General features: G+C 46.0%; 20 protein-coding genes. 19 read left to right on the forward strand and 1 reads right to left on the reverse strand.

Annotation, left to right across the window (positions count from 1 at the left end):
* From aspS to nadA, 18 genes are all read left to right on the forward strand, one after another.
* On the forward strand, positions 1-1,148 hold a 1,148-nt coding region (gene aspS, locus RH89_RS02905), incomplete at its 5' end, for an aspartate--tRNA ligase (protein WP_004398533.1).
* Between the two features lie 135 nt (positions 1,149-1,283).
* On the forward strand, positions 1,284-2,027 hold the full coding sequence (locus RH89_RS02910; protein WP_004398534.1) for a YebC/PmpR family DNA-binding transcriptional regulator: 744 nt from the start codon (positions 1,284-1,286) through the stop codon (positions 2,025-2,027).
* A gap of 66 nt (positions 2,028-2,093) precedes the next feature.
* Positions 2,094-2,615: a crossover junction endodeoxyribonuclease RuvC gene (gene ruvC / locus RH89_RS02915; protein WP_004398535.1), complete on the forward strand. Its 522-nt coding sequence runs from the start codon at positions 2,094-2,096 to the stop codon at positions 2,613-2,615.
* Positions 2,616-2,752: 137 nt separating this feature from the next.
* Positions 2,753-3,370, forward strand: a complete 618-nt coding sequence (gene ruvA, locus RH89_RS02920) for a Holliday junction branch migration protein RuvA (protein ID WP_004398536.1) — start codon at positions 2,753-2,755, stop codon at positions 3,368-3,370.
* A gap of 35 nt (positions 3,371-3,405) precedes the next feature.
* A complete protein-coding gene (gene ruvB, locus RH89_RS02925; RefSeq protein WP_004398537.1) occupies positions 3,406-4,419 on the forward strand; it encodes a Holliday junction branch migration DNA helicase RuvB in 1,014 nt (337 codons plus the stop codon).
* Between the two features lie 501 nt (positions 4,420-4,920).
* Complete coding sequence (gene cydA / locus RH89_RS02930; RefSeq protein WP_004398538.1) at positions 4,921-6,507, forward strand: cytochrome ubiquinol oxidase subunit I; 1,587 nt, start codon at positions 4,921-4,923, stop codon at positions 6,505-6,507.
* A 15-nt stretch (positions 6,508-6,522) separates the two neighbouring features.
* A complete protein-coding gene (cydB, locus tag RH89_RS02935) occupies positions 6,523-7,659 on the forward strand; it encodes a cytochrome d ubiquinol oxidase subunit II (protein ID WP_004398539.1) in 1,137 nt (378 codons plus the stop codon).
* 11 nt (positions 7,660-7,670) lie between these two features.
* Positions 7,671-7,781, forward strand: a complete 111-nt coding sequence (gene cydX, locus RH89_RS29000; RefSeq protein ID WP_004398540.1) for a cytochrome bd-I oxidase subunit CydX — start codon at positions 7,671-7,673, stop codon at positions 7,779-7,781.
* Entirely contained in the window at positions 7,771-8,079 is a 309-nt protein-coding gene (ybgE, locus tag RH89_RS02945) for a cyd operon protein YbgE (RefSeq protein WP_004398541.1), read from the forward strand. Before cydX ends, ybgE begins: the two co-directional genes overlap by 11 nt.
* A gap of 135 nt (positions 8,080-8,214) precedes the next feature.
* A complete protein-coding gene (ybgC, locus tag RH89_RS02950) occupies positions 8,215-8,652 on the forward strand; it encodes a tol-pal system-associated acyl-CoA thioesterase (RefSeq protein ID WP_004398543.1) in 438 nt (145 codons plus the stop codon).
* Positions 8,642-9,328: a protein TolQ gene (tolQ, locus tag RH89_RS02955; RefSeq protein WP_004398546.1), complete on the forward strand. Its 687-nt coding sequence runs from the start codon at positions 8,642-8,644 to the stop codon at positions 9,326-9,328. The genes ybgC and tolQ overlap by 11 nt, the downstream gene beginning before the upstream one ends.
* Positions 9,328-9,768: an ExbD/TolR family protein gene (locus RH89_RS02960; RefSeq protein ID WP_004398551.1), complete on the forward strand. Its 441-nt coding sequence runs from the start codon at positions 9,328-9,330 to the stop codon at positions 9,766-9,768. The genes tolQ and RH89_RS02960 overlap by 1 nt, the downstream gene beginning before the upstream one ends.
* A gap of 18 nt (positions 9,769-9,786) precedes the next feature.
* Positions 9,787-10,245, forward strand: a complete 459-nt coding sequence (tolA, locus tag RH89_RS30575) for a cell envelope integrity protein TolA (protein ID WP_004398554.1) — start codon at positions 9,787-9,789, stop codon at positions 10,243-10,245.
* Positions 10,190-10,843, forward strand: a complete 654-nt coding sequence (gene tolA, locus RH89_RS30580; RefSeq protein ID WP_004398555.1) for a cell envelope integrity protein TolA — start codon at positions 10,190-10,192, stop codon at positions 10,841-10,843. Before tolA (RH89_RS30575) ends, tolA (RH89_RS30580) begins: the two co-directional genes overlap by 56 nt.
* A gap of 12 nt (positions 10,844-10,855) precedes the next feature.
* Positions 10,856-12,208 (forward strand): Tol-Pal system beta propeller repeat protein TolB, encoded by a 1,353-nt coding sequence (gene tolB / locus RH89_RS02970; protein WP_004398556.1) that lies wholly within the window; start codon positions 10,856-10,858, stop codon positions 12,206-12,208.
* 69 nt (positions 12,209-12,277) lie between these two features.
* Complete coding sequence (gene pal, locus RH89_RS02975; protein WP_004398557.1) at positions 12,278-12,817, forward strand: peptidoglycan-associated lipoprotein Pal; 540 nt, start codon at positions 12,278-12,280, stop codon at positions 12,815-12,817.
* A gap of 13 nt (positions 12,818-12,830) precedes the next feature.
* The gene (gene ybgF, locus RH89_RS02980) at positions 12,831-13,619 is read left to right on the forward strand and encodes a tol-pal system protein YbgF (RefSeq protein WP_004398559.1); all 789 of its coding nucleotides are present in this window, start codon (positions 12,831-12,833) and stop codon (positions 13,617-13,619) included.
* 195 nt (positions 13,620-13,814) lie between these two features.
* Positions 13,815-14,876 (forward strand): quinolinate synthase NadA, encoded by a 1,062-nt coding sequence (gene nadA, locus RH89_RS02985; RefSeq protein WP_004398561.1) that lies wholly within the window; start codon positions 13,815-13,817, stop codon positions 14,874-14,876.
* Positions 14,877-14,941: 65 nt separating this feature from the next.
* On the opposite strand, the gene RH89_RS02990 is transcribed toward nadA, so the two are convergent.
* Positions 14,942-15,511, reverse strand: coding sequence for a UPF0149 family protein (locus RH89_RS02990; RefSeq protein WP_004398562.1), 570 nt, complete (start codon positions 15,509-15,511; stop codon positions 14,942-14,944).
* A gap of 119 nt (positions 15,512-15,630) precedes the next feature.
* Here RH89_RS02990 and RH89_RS02995 point away from each other — a divergent pair.
* On the forward strand, positions 15,631-17,355 hold a 1,725-nt coding region (locus RH89_RS02995), incomplete at its 3' end, for a sensor histidine kinase (RefSeq protein WP_004398563.1).

Genomic DNA, 17,355 nt, shown 5'->3' on the forward strand with positions numbered 1-17,355 from the left:
AAATCGTTAAGTGTTTCCGAGACGAAGACTTGCGTGCAGACCGTCAGCCAGAATTCACTCAAATCGATATCGAAACCTCTTTCATGACGGCAGACGAAGTTCGTGCAACCACAGAAAAAATGGTTCGCGATATGTGGCAAGAACTACTGGATGTTGACCTGGGCGATTTTCCGGTAATGCCATTTAGCGAAGCCATTCGTCGTTTCGGTTCGGACAAACCTGATCTGCGTAACCCACTAGAGCTGGTTGATGTTGCAGACCTAGTGAAAGATGTCGAATTCAAAGTCTTCTCTGGTCCTGCAAACGATGAAAAAGGTCGTGTTGCCGTGATTCGCGTACCAGGTGGTGCAAAACTGACGCGTAAGCAAATCGATGGTTACGGCGAGTTTGTAGGCATCTACGGTGCGAAAGGCTTGGCGTGGATGAAAGTGAACGATCGCGAAGCTGGCTTAGAAGGTATTCAGTCTCCGGTTGCTAAGTTCCTGAATGAAGAAGTAATCAACGGCATTCTTGAGCGTACTGGCGCTCAAACTGGCGACATCATCCTATTTGGCGCAGACAAAGCAAACGTTGTGGCAGAAGCCATGGGTGCACTTCGTCTGAAACTGGGTACCGATCTTGAACTGACTGATACCAGTGCATGGGCACCACTTTGGGTTGTTGATTTCCCAATGTTTGAAGAAGATGACGAAGGTAACCTGCATGCGATGCACCACCCGTTCACTTCTCCATTAGGTGTTACAGCGGAAGAGCTAAAAGCAAACCCTGCTGCGGCGAACTCCAACGCTTACGATATGGTTCTGAATGGTTACGAAGTGGGCGGTGGTTCTGTTCGTATCCACAATGCAGAAATGCAAGCGGCAGTATTCGATATCCTAGGTATTGAGGCAGAAGAGCAGCAGCTTAAGTTTGGCTTCCTTCTGGACGCACTTAAGTATGGTACGCCACCGCACGCTGGTCTTGCGTTTGGTCTGGATCGTCTGGTTATGCTGCTTTGCGGCACTGAAAACATCCGTGATGTTATCGCATTCCCTAAAACGACTGCGGCAGCGTGCTTGCTGACGGATGCCCCAAGCTTGGCTAACCCAGCAGCGTTGGACGAGCTTGCGATTGCAGTAACGGCAGCAAAAGAAAAAGACGCAGAGTAAGCGCAAATAAATGAATGAAAACTCCCGCACTTGCGGGAGTTTTTGTTTTAATGAAGATATATCGCTCTCAGGTGATTCATAGGCAGCATTCAATATCGCTCCACCTGAGCGCTTCAATCATAGAAAAGGTGAATTATGGCTGGTCACAGTAAATGGGCGAACATTCGTCACCGTAAAGCCGCTCAAGATGCGAAACGCGGCAAGATTTTCACAAAGTTAATCCGCGAAATTGTGGTGGCAGCAAAAGAGGGAGGCGCAGAGCCTGAAAACAACCCTCGCTTGCGGGCTGCTATCGACAAAGCACTGTCGAATAACATGACCCGAGACACGGTCAACCGAGCTGTTAGCCGTGGTGCTGGTGGGGAAGGTGATGACAACATGGAAACCGTCATCTACGAAGGTTATGGTCCGGGGGGTACGGCTGTTATGGTTGAATGCTTAACCGACAACCGCAACCGTACCGTTTCTGGTGTTCGTCATGCCTTTTCCAAAGCTGGCGGCAATCTGGGTACGGACGGCAGCGTAAACTACCTCTTCGACAAAAAAGGGGTGATTTCGTATGCGCCGGGTTTGGATGAAGACGAAGTGATGGAAGTCGCACTAGAAAGTGGCGCTGACGACATCGAAACGGGCGAAGACGGCGCGATAGACGTATATACCGCACCGGCGGACTTCGGTTCGGTGAAAGATGCGTTAGATGCCGCTGGTTTTGAAGCCGCAAATGCAGAAGTTTCGTTAATACCTTCGACGAAAGCGGATTTGGATGCAGATACCGCTCCTAAACTACTACGTTTGATTGACGCGCTAGAAGATTTGGATGACGTACAAGAGGTTTACCACAACGGTGATATTTCGGATGAAGTGGCAGCTGCCCTTTGATCCTATGAAAGGCATAAAGTGTAGCAATGCATTTTGTGGCGGTCCTTTAAAAATAGGAAACCTTGTATGTCGATAATTCTGGGTATTGATCCCGGTTCACGAATCACTGGCTACGGCGTGATTCGTCAGCAAGGCAGACACTTACACTATTTGGGTAGTGGTTGTATTCGTACCTCCCATGATGACTTACCAAGTCGCCTGAAGCAGATTTATGCTGGCGTCACGGAAATCATCACCCAGTTTCAACCGGATGTGTTTGCCATTGAACAGGTCTTTATGGCGAAAAATGCCGACTCAGCGCTTAAGCTAGGGCAGGCGCGAGGTAGCGCGATAGTAGCTGCCGTTAATGCAGATTTACCTGTATTTGAGTACGCTGCCAGGTTAATCAAACAAGCCGTCGTAGGCACTGGTGGTGCAGACAAAGCGCAAGTTCAGCACATGGTGACTAGCATGTTGAAGTTACCCGCTAAACCACAAGCCGATGCGGCTGATGCGCTAGGTGTCGCGATTTGTCATGCAAACACCAATAAAACCTTGGTAGCACTTGCTGGGCAGGCAACCAGCGCGAAGAAAGGGCGCTACCGCTAATTCATCATAAATCATTTAAGCGGGAGCCAAGGGGCAACAGACCCTAAGCGTTCCCACTTTTCTTTATTGAACTGGCTATCCATCCAGTAATCTATTATCATCATTTTCGTTGAATTTTTATTCCTAAGGACAAGATTGTGATCGGACGCCTTCGCGGTATTTTGATAGAAAAACAGCCACCAGAACTGCTTATTGAAGTCTCAGGTGTGGGGTATGAAGTGCAAATGCCAATGAGCTGTTTTTATGAACTGCCCAATGTGGGCGAAGAAGCCATCATCTACACTCATTTTGTGGTGCGTGAAGACGCTCAGCTTCTTTATGGCTTTAATACCGTTAAAGAACGCGCGTTATTCCGTGAAGTAATTAAAGCCAATGGTGTTGGTCCTAAGCTTGGTTTAGGTATCCTTTCCGGTATGACGGCAGGGCAGTTTGTGTCCTGTGTTGAACGTGAAGACATTTCGACTCTGGTCAAGCTGCCGGGTGTAGGTAAGAAAACTGCCGAGCGCCTTGTGGTTGAAATGAAAGATCGTCTGAAAGGGTGGGGAGCTGGCGACCTGTTTACACCTGCTACAGATGCGGCTCCAATTGACTCAGCACCAGAAGCAGACAATCAAAATGCCGATGATGAAGCCGTGAGCGCACTATTGGCACTGGGTTATAAGCCACAAATCGCATCGAAAGTGGTTTCTCAAATTGCTAAGTCTGGCATGACGAGTGAAGAAATTATCCGCGAAGCATTAAAATCCATGGTTTAAACCGCGGATTAAACGAACCTTAGAATAGTAAATATATGATCGAAGCAGACCGACTTATTGCCCCTGAAAATCCAAGCTTCAGAGATGAAGATGTGATAGACAGGGCGATTCGCCCCAAAAAGCTTGAAGATTATCAAGGTCAGGACCACGTTCGTGATCAAATGGAGATCTTCATTAAAGCCGCACAGCTAAGAAACGAAGCACTCGATCACCTGCTGATATTCGGTCCTCCTGGTTTGGGTAAAACCACGTTGGCTAACATCGTAGCTAATGAGATGGAAGTGAACATTCGGACCACTTCTGGTCCAGTGTTGGAGAAGGCTGGAGATTTGGCGGCGCTTCTTACCAATCTTGAAGAAAACGATGTGCTTTTTATCGATGAGATTCATCGGCTTAGCCCCGTGGTCGAAGAGGTTCTCTACCCAGCAATGGAAGATTACCAGCTTGATATCATGATTGGTGAAGGACCAGCTGCTCGCTCCATCAAGATTGACTTACCACCGTTTACCTTAATTGGTGCAACCACTCGTGCAGGCTCTCTAACATCGCCGCTGCGAGACCGTTTTGGCATCGTTCAGCGGCTAGAGTACTACAACGTTAAAGACCTTCAGCACATCGTGCAGCGCAGTGCGAACTGCTTAAATCTTTCTATGGATGCGGAAGGTGCGTTAGAAGTGGCAAGACGAGCCCGTGGCACACCACGTATCGCAAACCGCTTGCTCAGGCGTGTACGCGACTACGCAGAGGTGAAAGGTAACGGACATATCTGCAGTGACATAGCTGACAAGGCTCTAAACATGCTGGATGTCGACAATCAGGGCTTTGATTACATGGATCGTAAGCTATTGCTGGCGATTATGGAAAAGTTCTCTGGCGGTCCTGTGGGCTTAGATAACTTAGCAGCAGCGATTGGTGAAGAGAAAGACACCATAGAAGATGTTATTGAGCCCTATTTGATACAACAAGGCTACCTGCAACGCACCCCGCGCGGAAGAATAGCGACCGATCGCGCTTATTTACACTTCGGGTTGGATAATCCAACAAAATAACAACAATTTCCCCATCTGTTTCACATGCTTATCCAGTTGGCGTTATTGCCAACTGGCTTCAAAAAACCTCATTTTTCGACGTGCTACAAATTTTTTGCAAATTTTCTCAGAACATTTTGGAATAAGAATCTAGCACGTAATTTCCCTCCAAATTTTATTAATGTGATCTATATCAATATAAACAGTTCAAGAAATTCTACCTTGATTGATATGGATCAATTTGGTTGATTTTTAGCCGCCGATTACCGTCGATTTTTGACCTAAATCAAAGCAGATCTCTGGTATAAATTTTTTGAAACATACTGATTTTATCGTTAATATTAGACCAAGCTATATTAGCTGATACTTAACATTAAACTAACCATTTGGGTACATAATTGCAACAATACGCAGCTAATTCACAACATTTAGAGTTGTTTGTTAGCCACTGTTTCAATGGTGTAACCCAACATACGCTGCAATGTGAATCGGTGTCATTCAGCCGACACGAAAGGAGTTACCATGATTGACGTAGTTGATCTGTCGCGGTTGCAATTTGCGCTTACTGCGATGTATCACTTCCTATTCGTTCCATTGACTTTAGGCATGGCTTTCCTACTTGCCATTATGGAGTCTCTCTATGTAATGACCGACAAGCAAATCTACAAGGACATGACTAAGTTCTGGGGTAAGCTATTCGGTATTAACTTCGCGCTCGGTGTTGCCACCGGTTTAACCATGGAGTTCCAGTTTGGTACTAACTGGTCATATTATTCCCACTACGTAGGTGACATATTTGGTGCACCTCTCGCCATTGAAGCCCTCGTCGCTTTCTTCTTAGAGTCCACTTTTGTCGGTCTATTCTTCTTTGGCTGGGATAGGTTAAGTAAACGCCAGCACCTTGTAGTGACGTGGCTGGTTGCATTAGGTTCGAACTTCTCAGCACTTTGGATTCTTATTGCAAACGGATGGATGCAGAACCCTGTTGGTGCAGAGTTCAACTTTGAAACCATGCGTATGGAGATGGTTAGCTTCTCCGAGGTTGTTCTAAACCCGGTTGCACAGGTTAAATTCGTACACACGGTTGCGTCTGGCTATACCTGTGGTGCCATGTTTGTTCTTGGCATCAGTGCCTACTACCTATTGAAAGGGCGTGACATTGCGTTTGCTCGTCGCTCGTTTGCGATCGCAGCTTCTTTCGGCATGGCAGCCATTCTTTCTACTATCGTTCTTGGTGACGAATCTGGTTACGAGCTTGGTGAAGTTCAGAAAGTGAAGCTTGCAGCGGTTGAAGCTGAGTGGCACACAGAACCAGCTCCTGCGGCATTTACGGTATTTGGTCTTCCTAATCAGGAAACCATGGAAACTGACTACGCCATTAAGATTCCTTATGTAATGGGCATCATTGCGACTCGTTCTTTCGATGAGCAAGTGACGGGTCTTCGTGATTTGCGTGATGACCACGTTGAACGCATTCGTACTGGTATGTACGCGTACGAGCTTCTTGAAAAGCTTAGAGCGGGCGACAAATCTGAAGCTAACATGGCGGCATTTGACGAAGTCAAAGGTGACCTGGGTTACGGTCTTCTATTGAAGCGCTATACAGAAACGGTTACAGACGCGACGGAAGAACAGATTCAGGCAGCTGCCGACGATTCTATCCCGACAGTATGGCCGCTATTCTGGTCGTTCCGCATCATGGTGGCGTGTGGCTTTGTCATGCTATTCGTATTTGGTGCTGCGTTTGTTCAAACGTGTCGTCAGAAGATCGAGCAGAAACCTTGGATCCTTAAAGCTGCACTTTGGAGCATCCCGCTACCTTGGATTGCTATCGAAGCAGGCTGGTTTGTGGCTGAATACGGTCGTCAACCGTGGGCTGTAGGTGAAATCCTGCCAGTACACGTTGCTGCCTCTGCTCTTACCGCAGCAGAAATCTGGACATCCTTATTTGCGATTCTTGCGCTATACACAGTGTTCTTGATTGCTGAAGTTTACCTGATGGTGAAGTTTGCACGTAAAGGACCAAGTAGCCTGAAAACAGGTCGCTACCACTTCGAACAAAACGCTGACTCTGTCGAAGACAAAGTTGGTCGCCAAGTAGAAGCATAAGCAAGGAGAATAAAGATGTTTGATTACGAAATCTTAAAATTCATCTGGTGGGTGCTGATTGGTGTCCTATTTATTGGCTTCGCAATTACAGATGGTTTCGACATGGGCGTGGGTGCTTTAGTACCTGTTATCGGTAAAAACGACACCGAGCGCCGTGTGATGATTAACTCTATCGCCCCACACTGGGACGGTAACCAAGTATGGCTAATCACAGCTGGTGGTGCACTGTTTGCAGCCTGGCCATTGGTTTACGCCACATCATTCTCTGGCTTCTACCTAGCGATGATCGTAACTCTGGCAGCCTTGTGGCTTCGTCCGGTTGGTCTGGATTACCGTTCTAAGATAGAAGATCCAAAGTGGCGTCAGTCATGGGATATTGCTATCTCTATCAGTGGTTTTGTTCCACCACTTATCTTTGGTGTTGCATTTGGTAACTTGCTTCAGGGTGTTCCGTTTGAATTGAGCGACTTCCTGATGCCAACGTATAACGGTTCGTTCTTTGGCCTGCTAAACCCGTTTGCATTGCTGTGTGGTCTGGTGAGCTTGTTCATGATCATCATGCAGGGTGCAACCTGGCTTCAAATGAAAACAACAGATGAAATCCACAACCGAGCTCGTCTGGTTGCTCAAATAACGGGTGCGCTAGTTGTCGTGACATTTGTTGGTGCCGGTTTCTGGGTTCAACACATTGATGGTTACGTGGTTGTTAGCGGGTTGGATATCGCAGGTGAGTCAAACCCACTGAAAAAAGTGGTAGAGGTGCAAGAAGGTGCCTGGATGCTGAACTTTGAAAAGTATCCTCTAATGTGGGCTGCACCAGTTCTGGGTGTGGTAATGCCGCTGCTTGCTATCGTCGCTTCTCGCTTTGAGAAAGGTGGTCTGGCGTTCCTGGCTTCAAGCCTGACTAACGCAGGTGTTATTTTGACGGCAGGTTTTGCAATGTTCCCATTCATCATGCCTTCAAGCGAATCACCGAACCACAGCTTAACAATGTGGGATTCCACATCGAGTGAGCTGACACTGAACCTGATGACAGGTGTGGCGTTTGTGATGGTTCCAATCATCCTGAGTTACACAGCGTGGACTTACTACAAGATGTTTGGTCGTCTTGATTCTAAGTTCATCGAAGAAAACAAAAACTCGCTTTACTAAGGAGCATTACTATGTGGTATTTTGCATGGATTTTGGGTGTATTGCTGGCATGTGCGTTCGGCATCATCAATGCTCTTTGGCTAGAGCACACAGAAATGATGGATAAGGATAGTGAAGAATAATTTAGCGATCTCTATTGCTAAACTCCACGAACCTATGGACAGAGCCCTTTTACGGGCTCTTTCCTTATTGTTGGGGTTTGGTCATGTGGCTCTGTTTATGTGGGAGCCAACACAATACGCAGAAGACATTGGTGGTTTTGATGTATTCCTTGGACCACTTTTCGTGTTTTCTGTCTGTTCGAGTATGGTTTACGGCATCGGATTTAAGCCAAGACTCTGGTTGTGGCAGGTAGTCTTCAGCCCATACATTTCAATGCCAGCGCTTATCTTCTTTACTGCAATGCGCTTTGTTGCTTAGTAAGTGTATAAACCTTCACCTCTAAGAGCAGTTCTCAGCCAACTGCTCTCATTTTTTTGTAGTTAGCCACAAAAAACTTCTTTATTTTTCCTGATGCAGCGGCAACATAAGGTATAGTTACGTTTTATTTATTTTGTGATTGGTGTCTTGGTGAAAGGGGAACAAACGAGCATCTTTGAGTGGCCGATTCGAGTTTACTATGAAGATACAGATGCTGGTGGGGTCGTATACCACTCCAATTATCTTAACTACTTTGAACGTGCTAGAACGGAACTTCTGAGATCTCTCGGAGTCTGTCAACAAAAGCTTCTTACTGAAAACCTCGGCTTTGTTGTTCGTCATGTTGATATGGATTTTCTACAGGGCGCAAGATTAGACGACTCCCTGACAGTAAGAACATCAATTTCTGAATTAAAGCGTGCTTCTTTGGTATTTTGTCAGGAGTTAGTTAATCCTGACGGCAAAGCATTGTGCCAAGCAAAAGTTAAGGTAGCATGCATTAACACAGCAACCATGAAACCTCAGGCAATCCCAAGCTCAATGACTGCGGAGTTAATAGACAGTGACAGCTGATATTTCAATTTTAGATCTTTTCCTACAAGCCAGTTTACTCGTAAAGCTCGTAATGCTGACCCTTCTTGGTATGTCAGTTATCTCTTGGGCGATGATTATCAAACGCAGCAAAATATTAAAAGAAGCGATGAAAGATGCTGATCGCTTTGAAGACAAATTCTGGTCTGGTGTTGACCTTTCTCAGCTGTACCAGGAAGTCAAAGCTCGAAAAGACAACATTTATGGCAGCCAGCAAATTTTCTATCTAGGCTTTACCGAGTTCGCGAAGCTTCGCCGTTCTCCAGGTACTTCACCTGAATTCGTTATGGAAGGAACAGGACGAACCATGCGTGTTGCTGTTGCCCGTGAAGTGGACGATCTGGAACACAGCCTGCCATTTCTGGCGACAGTTGGTTCTATCAGCCCATACATTGGCTTGTTCGGCACCGTTTGGGGCATCATGCATGCCTTTATTGCACTCGGCGAAGTTAAACAAGCGACACTTGCTATGGTTGCACCCGGTATCGCTGAGGCCTTGATTGCGACAGCAATGGGGCTATTTGCTGCGATTCCAGCGGTAATGGCTTACAACCGATTTAGCAATCAGGTATCTAAGCTGGAACATACCTATGCGACATTTTCTGAAGAGTTTCACAGCATTCTTCATCGTCAAGCCATTGCAGGTAAGGACCAGTAATGGCAGGTTACCAGCGTAAAAAGAGAAAACTGACGGCGGAGATTAACGTTGTACCTTATATCGACGTTATGCTGGTGCTTCTGATCATCTTTATGGTGACCTCTCCCTTTGTTACGCAGGGGGTAGAAGTAGAACTGCCAAAAACGTCAACAGCGAAGCCAGCGTCTGACTTAGCAGGAGACAGTGAAGCCAGCTTTATCATTGTCGAGATAGATAAAGAGGGCAATTTAGGTTTAAGCGTGAACGATGAAGATGTGATTCGCGGTCTCAGTATTGAAGACATCATTGTTCGTGTAAAAGCGGAGATTTCTCTGGCTCCAGATTCTCCAGTTGCGGTGGGTGGTGATGCTGCTACACCATATGCTGAAGTAGTACTGGTGTTGGATGAACTAAACCGAGCAGGCATTCCAAAAGTTGGGCTGCTAACGGATTTGAAATAGGGAACCATCGGTTAATCGATGAAAAACAAGAATAACTACACTAGCGCGATTACGATATCAGCTGTTTTACACGGTGTGCTGATAGTCGGTTTGTTGTTTGGAACGGATTTTTCCATGCCTGAACAAGACCAGACAGGCAACATGGTGCAAGCTGTAGTGATCGACCCTCAAATGGTTCAACAACAAGCGAGAGAGATTCGCCAACAGCGTGAAGCCGCTCAGAGAGCAGAGCAAGAAAGGCTCGACAAACTCAGAAAACAGAGTGATCAGCTCGAAAAAGACCGCAAAGCGGAAGAAGAGCGTATTCGCAAGTTGAAAGAACAGAAAGTTAAAGCTGAAAAAGAGGCTCGTGAAGCTGAAAAAGCGCGCCAGAAAAAAGAGCAGGAGCGCAAGGCAGCAGAAGAACGTGCGAAGAAAGAACGTGAACGCGTTGCTAAAAGCCGAAGCCGAGCGAAAAGCGAAAGAGGAAGCGGTTAAGAAAGCAGAGCAAGAACGCCTGAAGAAAGAGGCGGCAATTGCTAAGGCAGAAGAAGAGCGTGTCGCTCGTGAAAAAGCCGCTAAAGAAGCGGAAGAAAAAGCTCGACGCGAACGCGAAGCCGCTGAAAAAGCCGAAGCTGAACGAATAGCCAAAGAAAAAGCAGCGAAAGAGGCTGCGGAAAAAGCAAGAAAAGAAAAAGAGCGCTTAGAACGTCTTGAAAGGGAACGAAAAGAACAGGAAGCTGCTCTAAATGACATCTTTGCAGGTTTGGAGAGTGAATCTTCTCAAAACTCTGCTGCGAAACAGCAGCATGTAACCAGTGAAGTTCAGAGATATGGAGCTATTTATAAGCAACTGATCCAGAGCCGCCTGCTGAAGGATGACTCATTTTTGGGAAAGTCGTGTAGAGTGAATATGCGCCTGATACATACAGGTAACAGTGCCATTGTAAATGGCGTTAAAGTATTAGGCGGCGATTCGCGCGTCTGCGCTGCAACGAAAAGTGCGATTGCTCAGGTAGCATCTTTTCCAGTTCCAAAAGAAAAAGATGTGGCTGATCAGCTTAAAAATATCAATCTAACCGTTGAATTGGATTAAAAGGACTAAGAAGTGATTAAACGCCTTTTATTAGGAATACTGGTCATATGCGCCAGTTTGGCAAATACTGCAAATGCGGCCTTGGAGCTGGTGATTACCGATGGTATCGACTCCGCTCGCCCCATCGCCATTATTCCATTTAAGTGGGAAGGTGAAGGGAAATTACCGCACGATATTAGTGCTGTTATCGCGTCAGACTTACAACGAAGCGGAAAATTTAGCCCTGTTGCACCGAATAAAATGCCTCAGACCCCTTATTCCGATGAAGATGTTGAATTCTCTTCATGGACGGCATTGGGTGTAGATGCACTTTTGACGGGTACGGTCACCAAAAATGCTGAGGGCAGTTACCTGATTGAATACCAGCTTGTGGACGTAGTTCGCGGTCAGCTAACCAGCGGACAAAGTAAAGCACTAAGCGACACTGGCGAACTGGTGCTTTCGAAAGATCACGTTTTATTTAACAAGCGTGCTACTGTCCCGGGACCAAGGCTACGTGAATACGCGCACCGTATTTCAGATCTTGTTTATGAAAAGCTAACGGGTGAAAAAGGTGCATTCCTGACTCGTATTGCGTATGTTGTTATTAACGACAAAGAGAAGTTCCCTTACCAGCTCAGAATCGCTGATTATGATGGCTATAACGAGCGTTTGGTTTTGCGATCTAAGCAACCTCTTATGTCACCTGCATGGTCTCCAGATGCGAGAAAACTTGCTTATGTAAGCTTTCAGAATGGACGTGCAGAAATTTATCTGATGGACATCTATACTGGGAAGCGTGAAAAGCTCACGTCATTCCCTCGTCATAATGGTGCGCCAAGATTCTCCCCTGATGGGAAGAAATTGGCATTGGTGCTGTCGAAAACCGGCAGTCTTCAGGTCTACATTCTCGATCTACAAACCAGAAAACTGGAACAAATAACGAGAGGTAGAGCAAATAATACAGAACCATTTTGGCATCCTGATGGACAATCGCTAATATTTACCTCGGATCGGGGTGGTAAACCTCAGATATATCGAGTAAATTTGTTAGATGGTGCGACCAACCGTCTAACTTGGCAAGGCAGCCAGAACTTGGGTGGACAAATCACACCAGATGGAAAGTTCATGATTATGGTTAATCGGAACGATTCCGGGTTTAATTTGGCCAAGCAAGATTTGGAAACAGGAGCCGTACAAGTGTTGACTAAAACACAACTGGACGAGTCTCCAAGTATTGCGCCAAACGGTGGTATGGTCATTTACAGCTCCATGTATAGGAAGAAGAATGTACTTTCTATGGTCTCTATAGATGGTCGCTTTAAAGCTAGATTACCGGCAACAAATGGGCGTGTTAGAGCTCCCGCCTGGTCACCATTTTTGTAGAAATAACCGTTTGTGTGTAGTTCGGCAAATCGGTTAAAACAAAGTTTCGGACAAATAAGGAAGAATAAGATGCAACTTAATAAAGTTCTTAAAGGGCTTATGATTGCGCTACCAGTACTAGCTGTTACGGCATGTAGCTCAAGCGACAACGCGGCAGATTCCACTAAAGCTTCTCAAACTAACAATACTGAGCAAGTTGTAGCGGCAGATACCACAACTGAAGTGACGCCACTTGATCAAGGCACTCAGCTTAGCGACCAAGATATCAAAGACGCGCAACTTCGTGAAACTCAGACAATTTACTTTGCATTTGATAACGCGACCATTTCGTCTGATTACGAAGACATGCTAGCTGCACACGCTGCTTTCATCAGCAAAGATCCAGCTCTTAAAGTACGCATCGAAGGTCACGCAGACGAGCGTGGTACTCCAGAGTACAACATCGCGCTAGGCGAGCGTCGTGCTGAAGCTGTTGCTAAGTACCTGCAAGCTCTGGGTGTTCAGGCAGACCAAATCGAAGTAATCAGCTTCGGTGAAGAACGTCCTCTACTACTAGGTCAAAGCGAAGAGGTTTACGCTAAAAACCGTCGCGCTGTTCTAGTTTACTAATAGGAATTTTCCTATGTTCAGTAACTCTAAGCGAATCATCTCGCTTACGTTGCTGGCAAGTGCGGCGAATGTAGCGTTCGCCGCACCAGCTCCAGTAACCGATCTCAATAGCACCACTGTATCAACGACTACCGCTTCCACTTCTGCCCGACCTTCATCCGCGAATGAAACCGAAGTTCAGCGTCTCGAGCGATTGCTTCAAAACCGCGCTAAGATTCAGATTCAAATGCAGGGTCAAATCGATGAACTCAGTGCAGAGGTTGGTGAATTACGCGGGATTGTAGAACGTAACTCCTACGAAATGAATCAAATGCTTCAGCGCCAGCGTGAATTATTCGTTGAGCTGGATAGCATGAGACAGCAACTTCAACAGGCTCCTGTTGTCGCTGCGAGCACAGATTCCGGAAACGACTCAACAGGCACGTTTTCAACCAATAAAGATGAGCAAACGGCTTATCAAGATGCGGTCGACCTCATTCTTAAGCAACGCGATTACGCGGGTGCCATAACCGCTTTCAAGCAGTTTCAGGTAGATTTCCCAGACTCGAAATTTGCTCCTAATACGCATTACTGGCTGGGTCAGCTTTACTTTGCAAAGAAGCAAGATGTCGATGCAGCTAAAAGTTTTGCCTCTGTAGTGGCATACAATGAGTCCAATAAGAGAGCAGACGCATTACTGAAACTTGGCGACATTGCCAAGCGAAACAAAAAGCCAGATGCTGCTGTAAAATATTACCAGCAGGTCATCAGTGAATATCCGCAAAGTGCCTCAGCGGATATGGCGAAAAAACAGATGCAATAAGCATGAAAAATTCAGGGTCATTTCGACCCTGAATTGCTTTTCAAGGCTAGATTTTGTGTATTCTTAAAGCCCTTCCGACAATATCTTTCAATTTGAAATAACAAATTCATCTCTGAGCTATACATCCTCTAGAAGCGCGAAGTCGTTTGGGTATACAATACCCGGATTACTTGGAAGTTGCGTAGAGCAAGAGCAATGAGCCACATTTTAGACACTATCGAGACCGTTTACCCTTTTCCTCCAAAGCCTGTTCCACTTACTGGTGACCAAAAACAACAGCACATAAACAATATTAAAAAGTTGTTGAAGGAAAAAGAAGCGGTATTGATTGCACATTATTACACCGATCCTGAAATTCAGGCCCTCGCGGAAGATACGGGCGGTTTCGTAGGTGATTCACTGGAGATGGCAAAGTTTGGTAACCGCCACCCAGCAAGTACCCTCATTATTGGTGGTGTTCGCTTTATGGGTGAATCCGCTAAGATCCTGACACCAGAAAAGCGCATTCTTATGCCGAATATGGAAGCGGAATGTTCACTTGATTTAGGGTGCCCTTCAGACAAATTCACCGAATTCTGCGACGCTCACCCTGACCATACTGTTGTGGTGTACGCGAATACGTCGGCGGCAGTAAAGGCACGTGCTGACTGGGTAGTGACATCCAGTATCGCTCTTGAAATTGTTGAGCACCTAGACGCAGAAGACAAACCCATAATTTGGGGACCAGATCGTCACCTAGGTTCTTACATTGCCAATAAAACCGGAGCAGACATGCTGTTATGGCAAGGCGAGTGTATTGTTCATGATGAATTCTCTGCCGATGCGCTCAGAAAAATGAAGAACCTTTATCCTGACGCTGCCATTCTGGTTCACCCGGAGTCGCCAGCAAGCGTAGTAGAGCTTGCGGATGCCGTTGGGTCTACCAGTCAGTTAATTAAGTCTGCCAAAGAGCTACCTCATCAGCAAATGATTGTGGCAACAGACAAAGGCATCTTCTTTAAAATGCAGCAATTGGTTCCAGAAAAAGAACTGATTGAAGCTCCAACCGCAGGTGCGGGGGCTACATGCCGTAGCTGTGCTCACTGTCCTTGGATGGCAATGAACGGATTAGCGGCTATTGAGAAAGCCCTGATTGAAGGTGGGGAAGAGCATGAAATATTTGTGGACGAAGAAGTGCGTGTGAAGTCTTTGATTCCTCTGAACAGAATGCTGGATTTTGCCGAGCAGCTCAATATGCAGGTGAAAGGTAACGCTTAATAACTGAAACCAATTCAAGTAAAATTGCCGCGAGAATATCGCGGCATTTTTGTTTTGAGGTTATCTTATTGGTTTTCTGCCAGCGTTACGCCGCGCTGTGTTAACCCACATAGCATGACTGGAAGGGCATTGAAGATTTCTTCAAACTGTTCAAGACCTTCAATACCTTGTTGAGCAAGAGTCGTGATCGCGGTTTCCGGATCGTAAAGCATGCTCATAGACAAAATAACGCCACCTAAAAGCGCGTTATCTTCGCTGTCTTCCGGCATCAATGTTTCCCAGTCATCACGTGATACTCCCCAACCCTGAAGCAGACCTTCAGTGAAGTCACGTGCTTGTTGGTTTACGATCTCCTCTTCATCCAGAGCACAGCCTTCTGGCCACTGCCAGCTACCTTCCAGAAGTTGAGGGCGGGCATCATTCCAGATGTTAATTACTTGGTTTGCAAACGCTTCAAGTTGCTCATGCGCTGAAAAAGGCGCCGTTTCTTCACCGCCCCATAAAAACGCCAGCCATTCAGCAGGATCGATAACGTTCGGTGCTGCAGCCATGGAAGTAACAAATCCACGGATCTGGTACTCATTTAAAATTTTGCCTTCCATTTCAGGTAAAGCGAGCAATTCTGTTAAAGTCAAAACAAGTTCCTGTAAAGTGTTATCCCGCTATTGTAACAAGCTCAAGTAAGTGGAAAAAGACTTGATGAATACCATACTAAGATCTAGGTTTTTTAATATGTGCATGGTTGGCTAAGATTATGGCGATCAAATCTTCACTAAAAAAGAAAAGTATCATCGCTTTGGGTTTGTACCTCTGTTTCTTCATCGCGACAGTAGGCAGTATTACCTATGTCGTGGTGGAATACCCAATCAAAAGCAAGCTAGAGAGAAACCTCGATTTGAGAACCGAGCTTCTGGCTACAAGTTTAGATGAATCGCTTAACGGTTCCTTAGGGTTACTGCACAGCATTGCAGCTATAGGTGAAGCAACGGGCGAGTATGAAGAACTCAAAACACTGCTGCCAACCATGATAGCTCAAAGCACCAATATGATCGTCAGTGGTGGGATCTGGCCTGAACCGTATCTGATCGACCGAAGTATAAGGCTAAATAGCCTTTTCTATAACAAGAACATAGAAGGCGGTGTTGACCTTATCCATTCCTGGAACAACCCTGAATCCGGTGGATACAATATCGAGCCTTGGTATACGTCTGCCATTAATATACAGCCTCAACAGGTCTCTTGGTCTGACGTTTACATTGATCCCTACACCCATGTCCAAATGATCACCGCATCAACCCCTTACTTTAAAAGTGGCAAGGTTCAGGGGGTAGCGACCATTGATATTTCACTCTCAGAGCTGATCAAATACGTGCAGAACCACGCCAACCAGTACGACATCGGCGTTTTAATCAGAGATCAGAACGGAACGTCTATCACCGAACACAACTTTCTTCTCTCTAAAAATATCTATATATCTCAGCTGAAATTTGGTACCTACAACTGGGAAATAGACGTTGTGAATTCGAAACGCCTGGTAGCGGAAGAGACGTTCGAGCTGGTGATGAGTTTAGAATTCATCATTGCTCCGTTCTTATTAGCCTGCGTGATGATCGGTTATTACATGATCAACCGCTACCTGATTCGCCCTATTGTGGTGATTGCAGATAAGGTTTCAGATTCAACCACCAGCGGTATCATCGAGATGGATTACAGAAGTAACGATGAAATCCGCCACCTGATAGACAGCTTCAACCACAACACCATTTACCTTCAGGAAGAAAAGGTCAAAGCACAGGCTTCCACCAAAGCAAAATCCGCATTCCTGGCAACCTTATCTCATGAAATCCGTACCCCAATGAATGGTGTGTTAGGCACGGCACAAATTCTGGCGAAAACCGATCTGAACGATCATCAGAAAAAGCTTCTGCACAGCTTGTATGACTCAGGCGAACACATGATGACTTTGCTTAACGAGATCCTGGATTTCTCCAAAATAGAGCAGGGCAAACTGGAACTCGATTCTTCACCATTCCCACTCTCCAGTATCATCGGCAGTATCAACAGTGTTTACTACACCTTGGCAACAGAAAAAGGATTGAGCTTCAAAGTGTACAGTGAAATGCCAACCGAGCGTTGGTATAACGCCGACAAAGCAAGAATGAGGCAAATACTCTTCAACCTACTGAACAATGCAATCAAATTTACCTCCCGTGGCTTTGTGGAGGTATATCTCAATGAGTACGAGAGGGATGGCAAAGTGTACCTGTCCATTCAGGTCAGAGATACCGGAATAGGTATCTCCAAGTCGGCTCAAGAGAAAATCTTCAAACCTTTTGAACAGGCTGAATCCAGCACTACTCGCCGATTTGGTGGTACCGGGTTAGGGCTGGCGATTACACAGAAGATCGTTCAGGGAATGGGCGGCAATATTACGGTGAAAAGTGAAGAGGGCATAGGCTCGAGCTTTTTTGGAGCCTGC

It is taken from the genome of Vibrio nigripulchritudo ATCC 27043 (assembly GCF_000222685.1).
Lineage (GTDB): Bacteria > Pseudomonadota > Gammaproteobacteria > Enterobacterales > Vibrionaceae > Vibrio > Vibrio nigripulchritudo.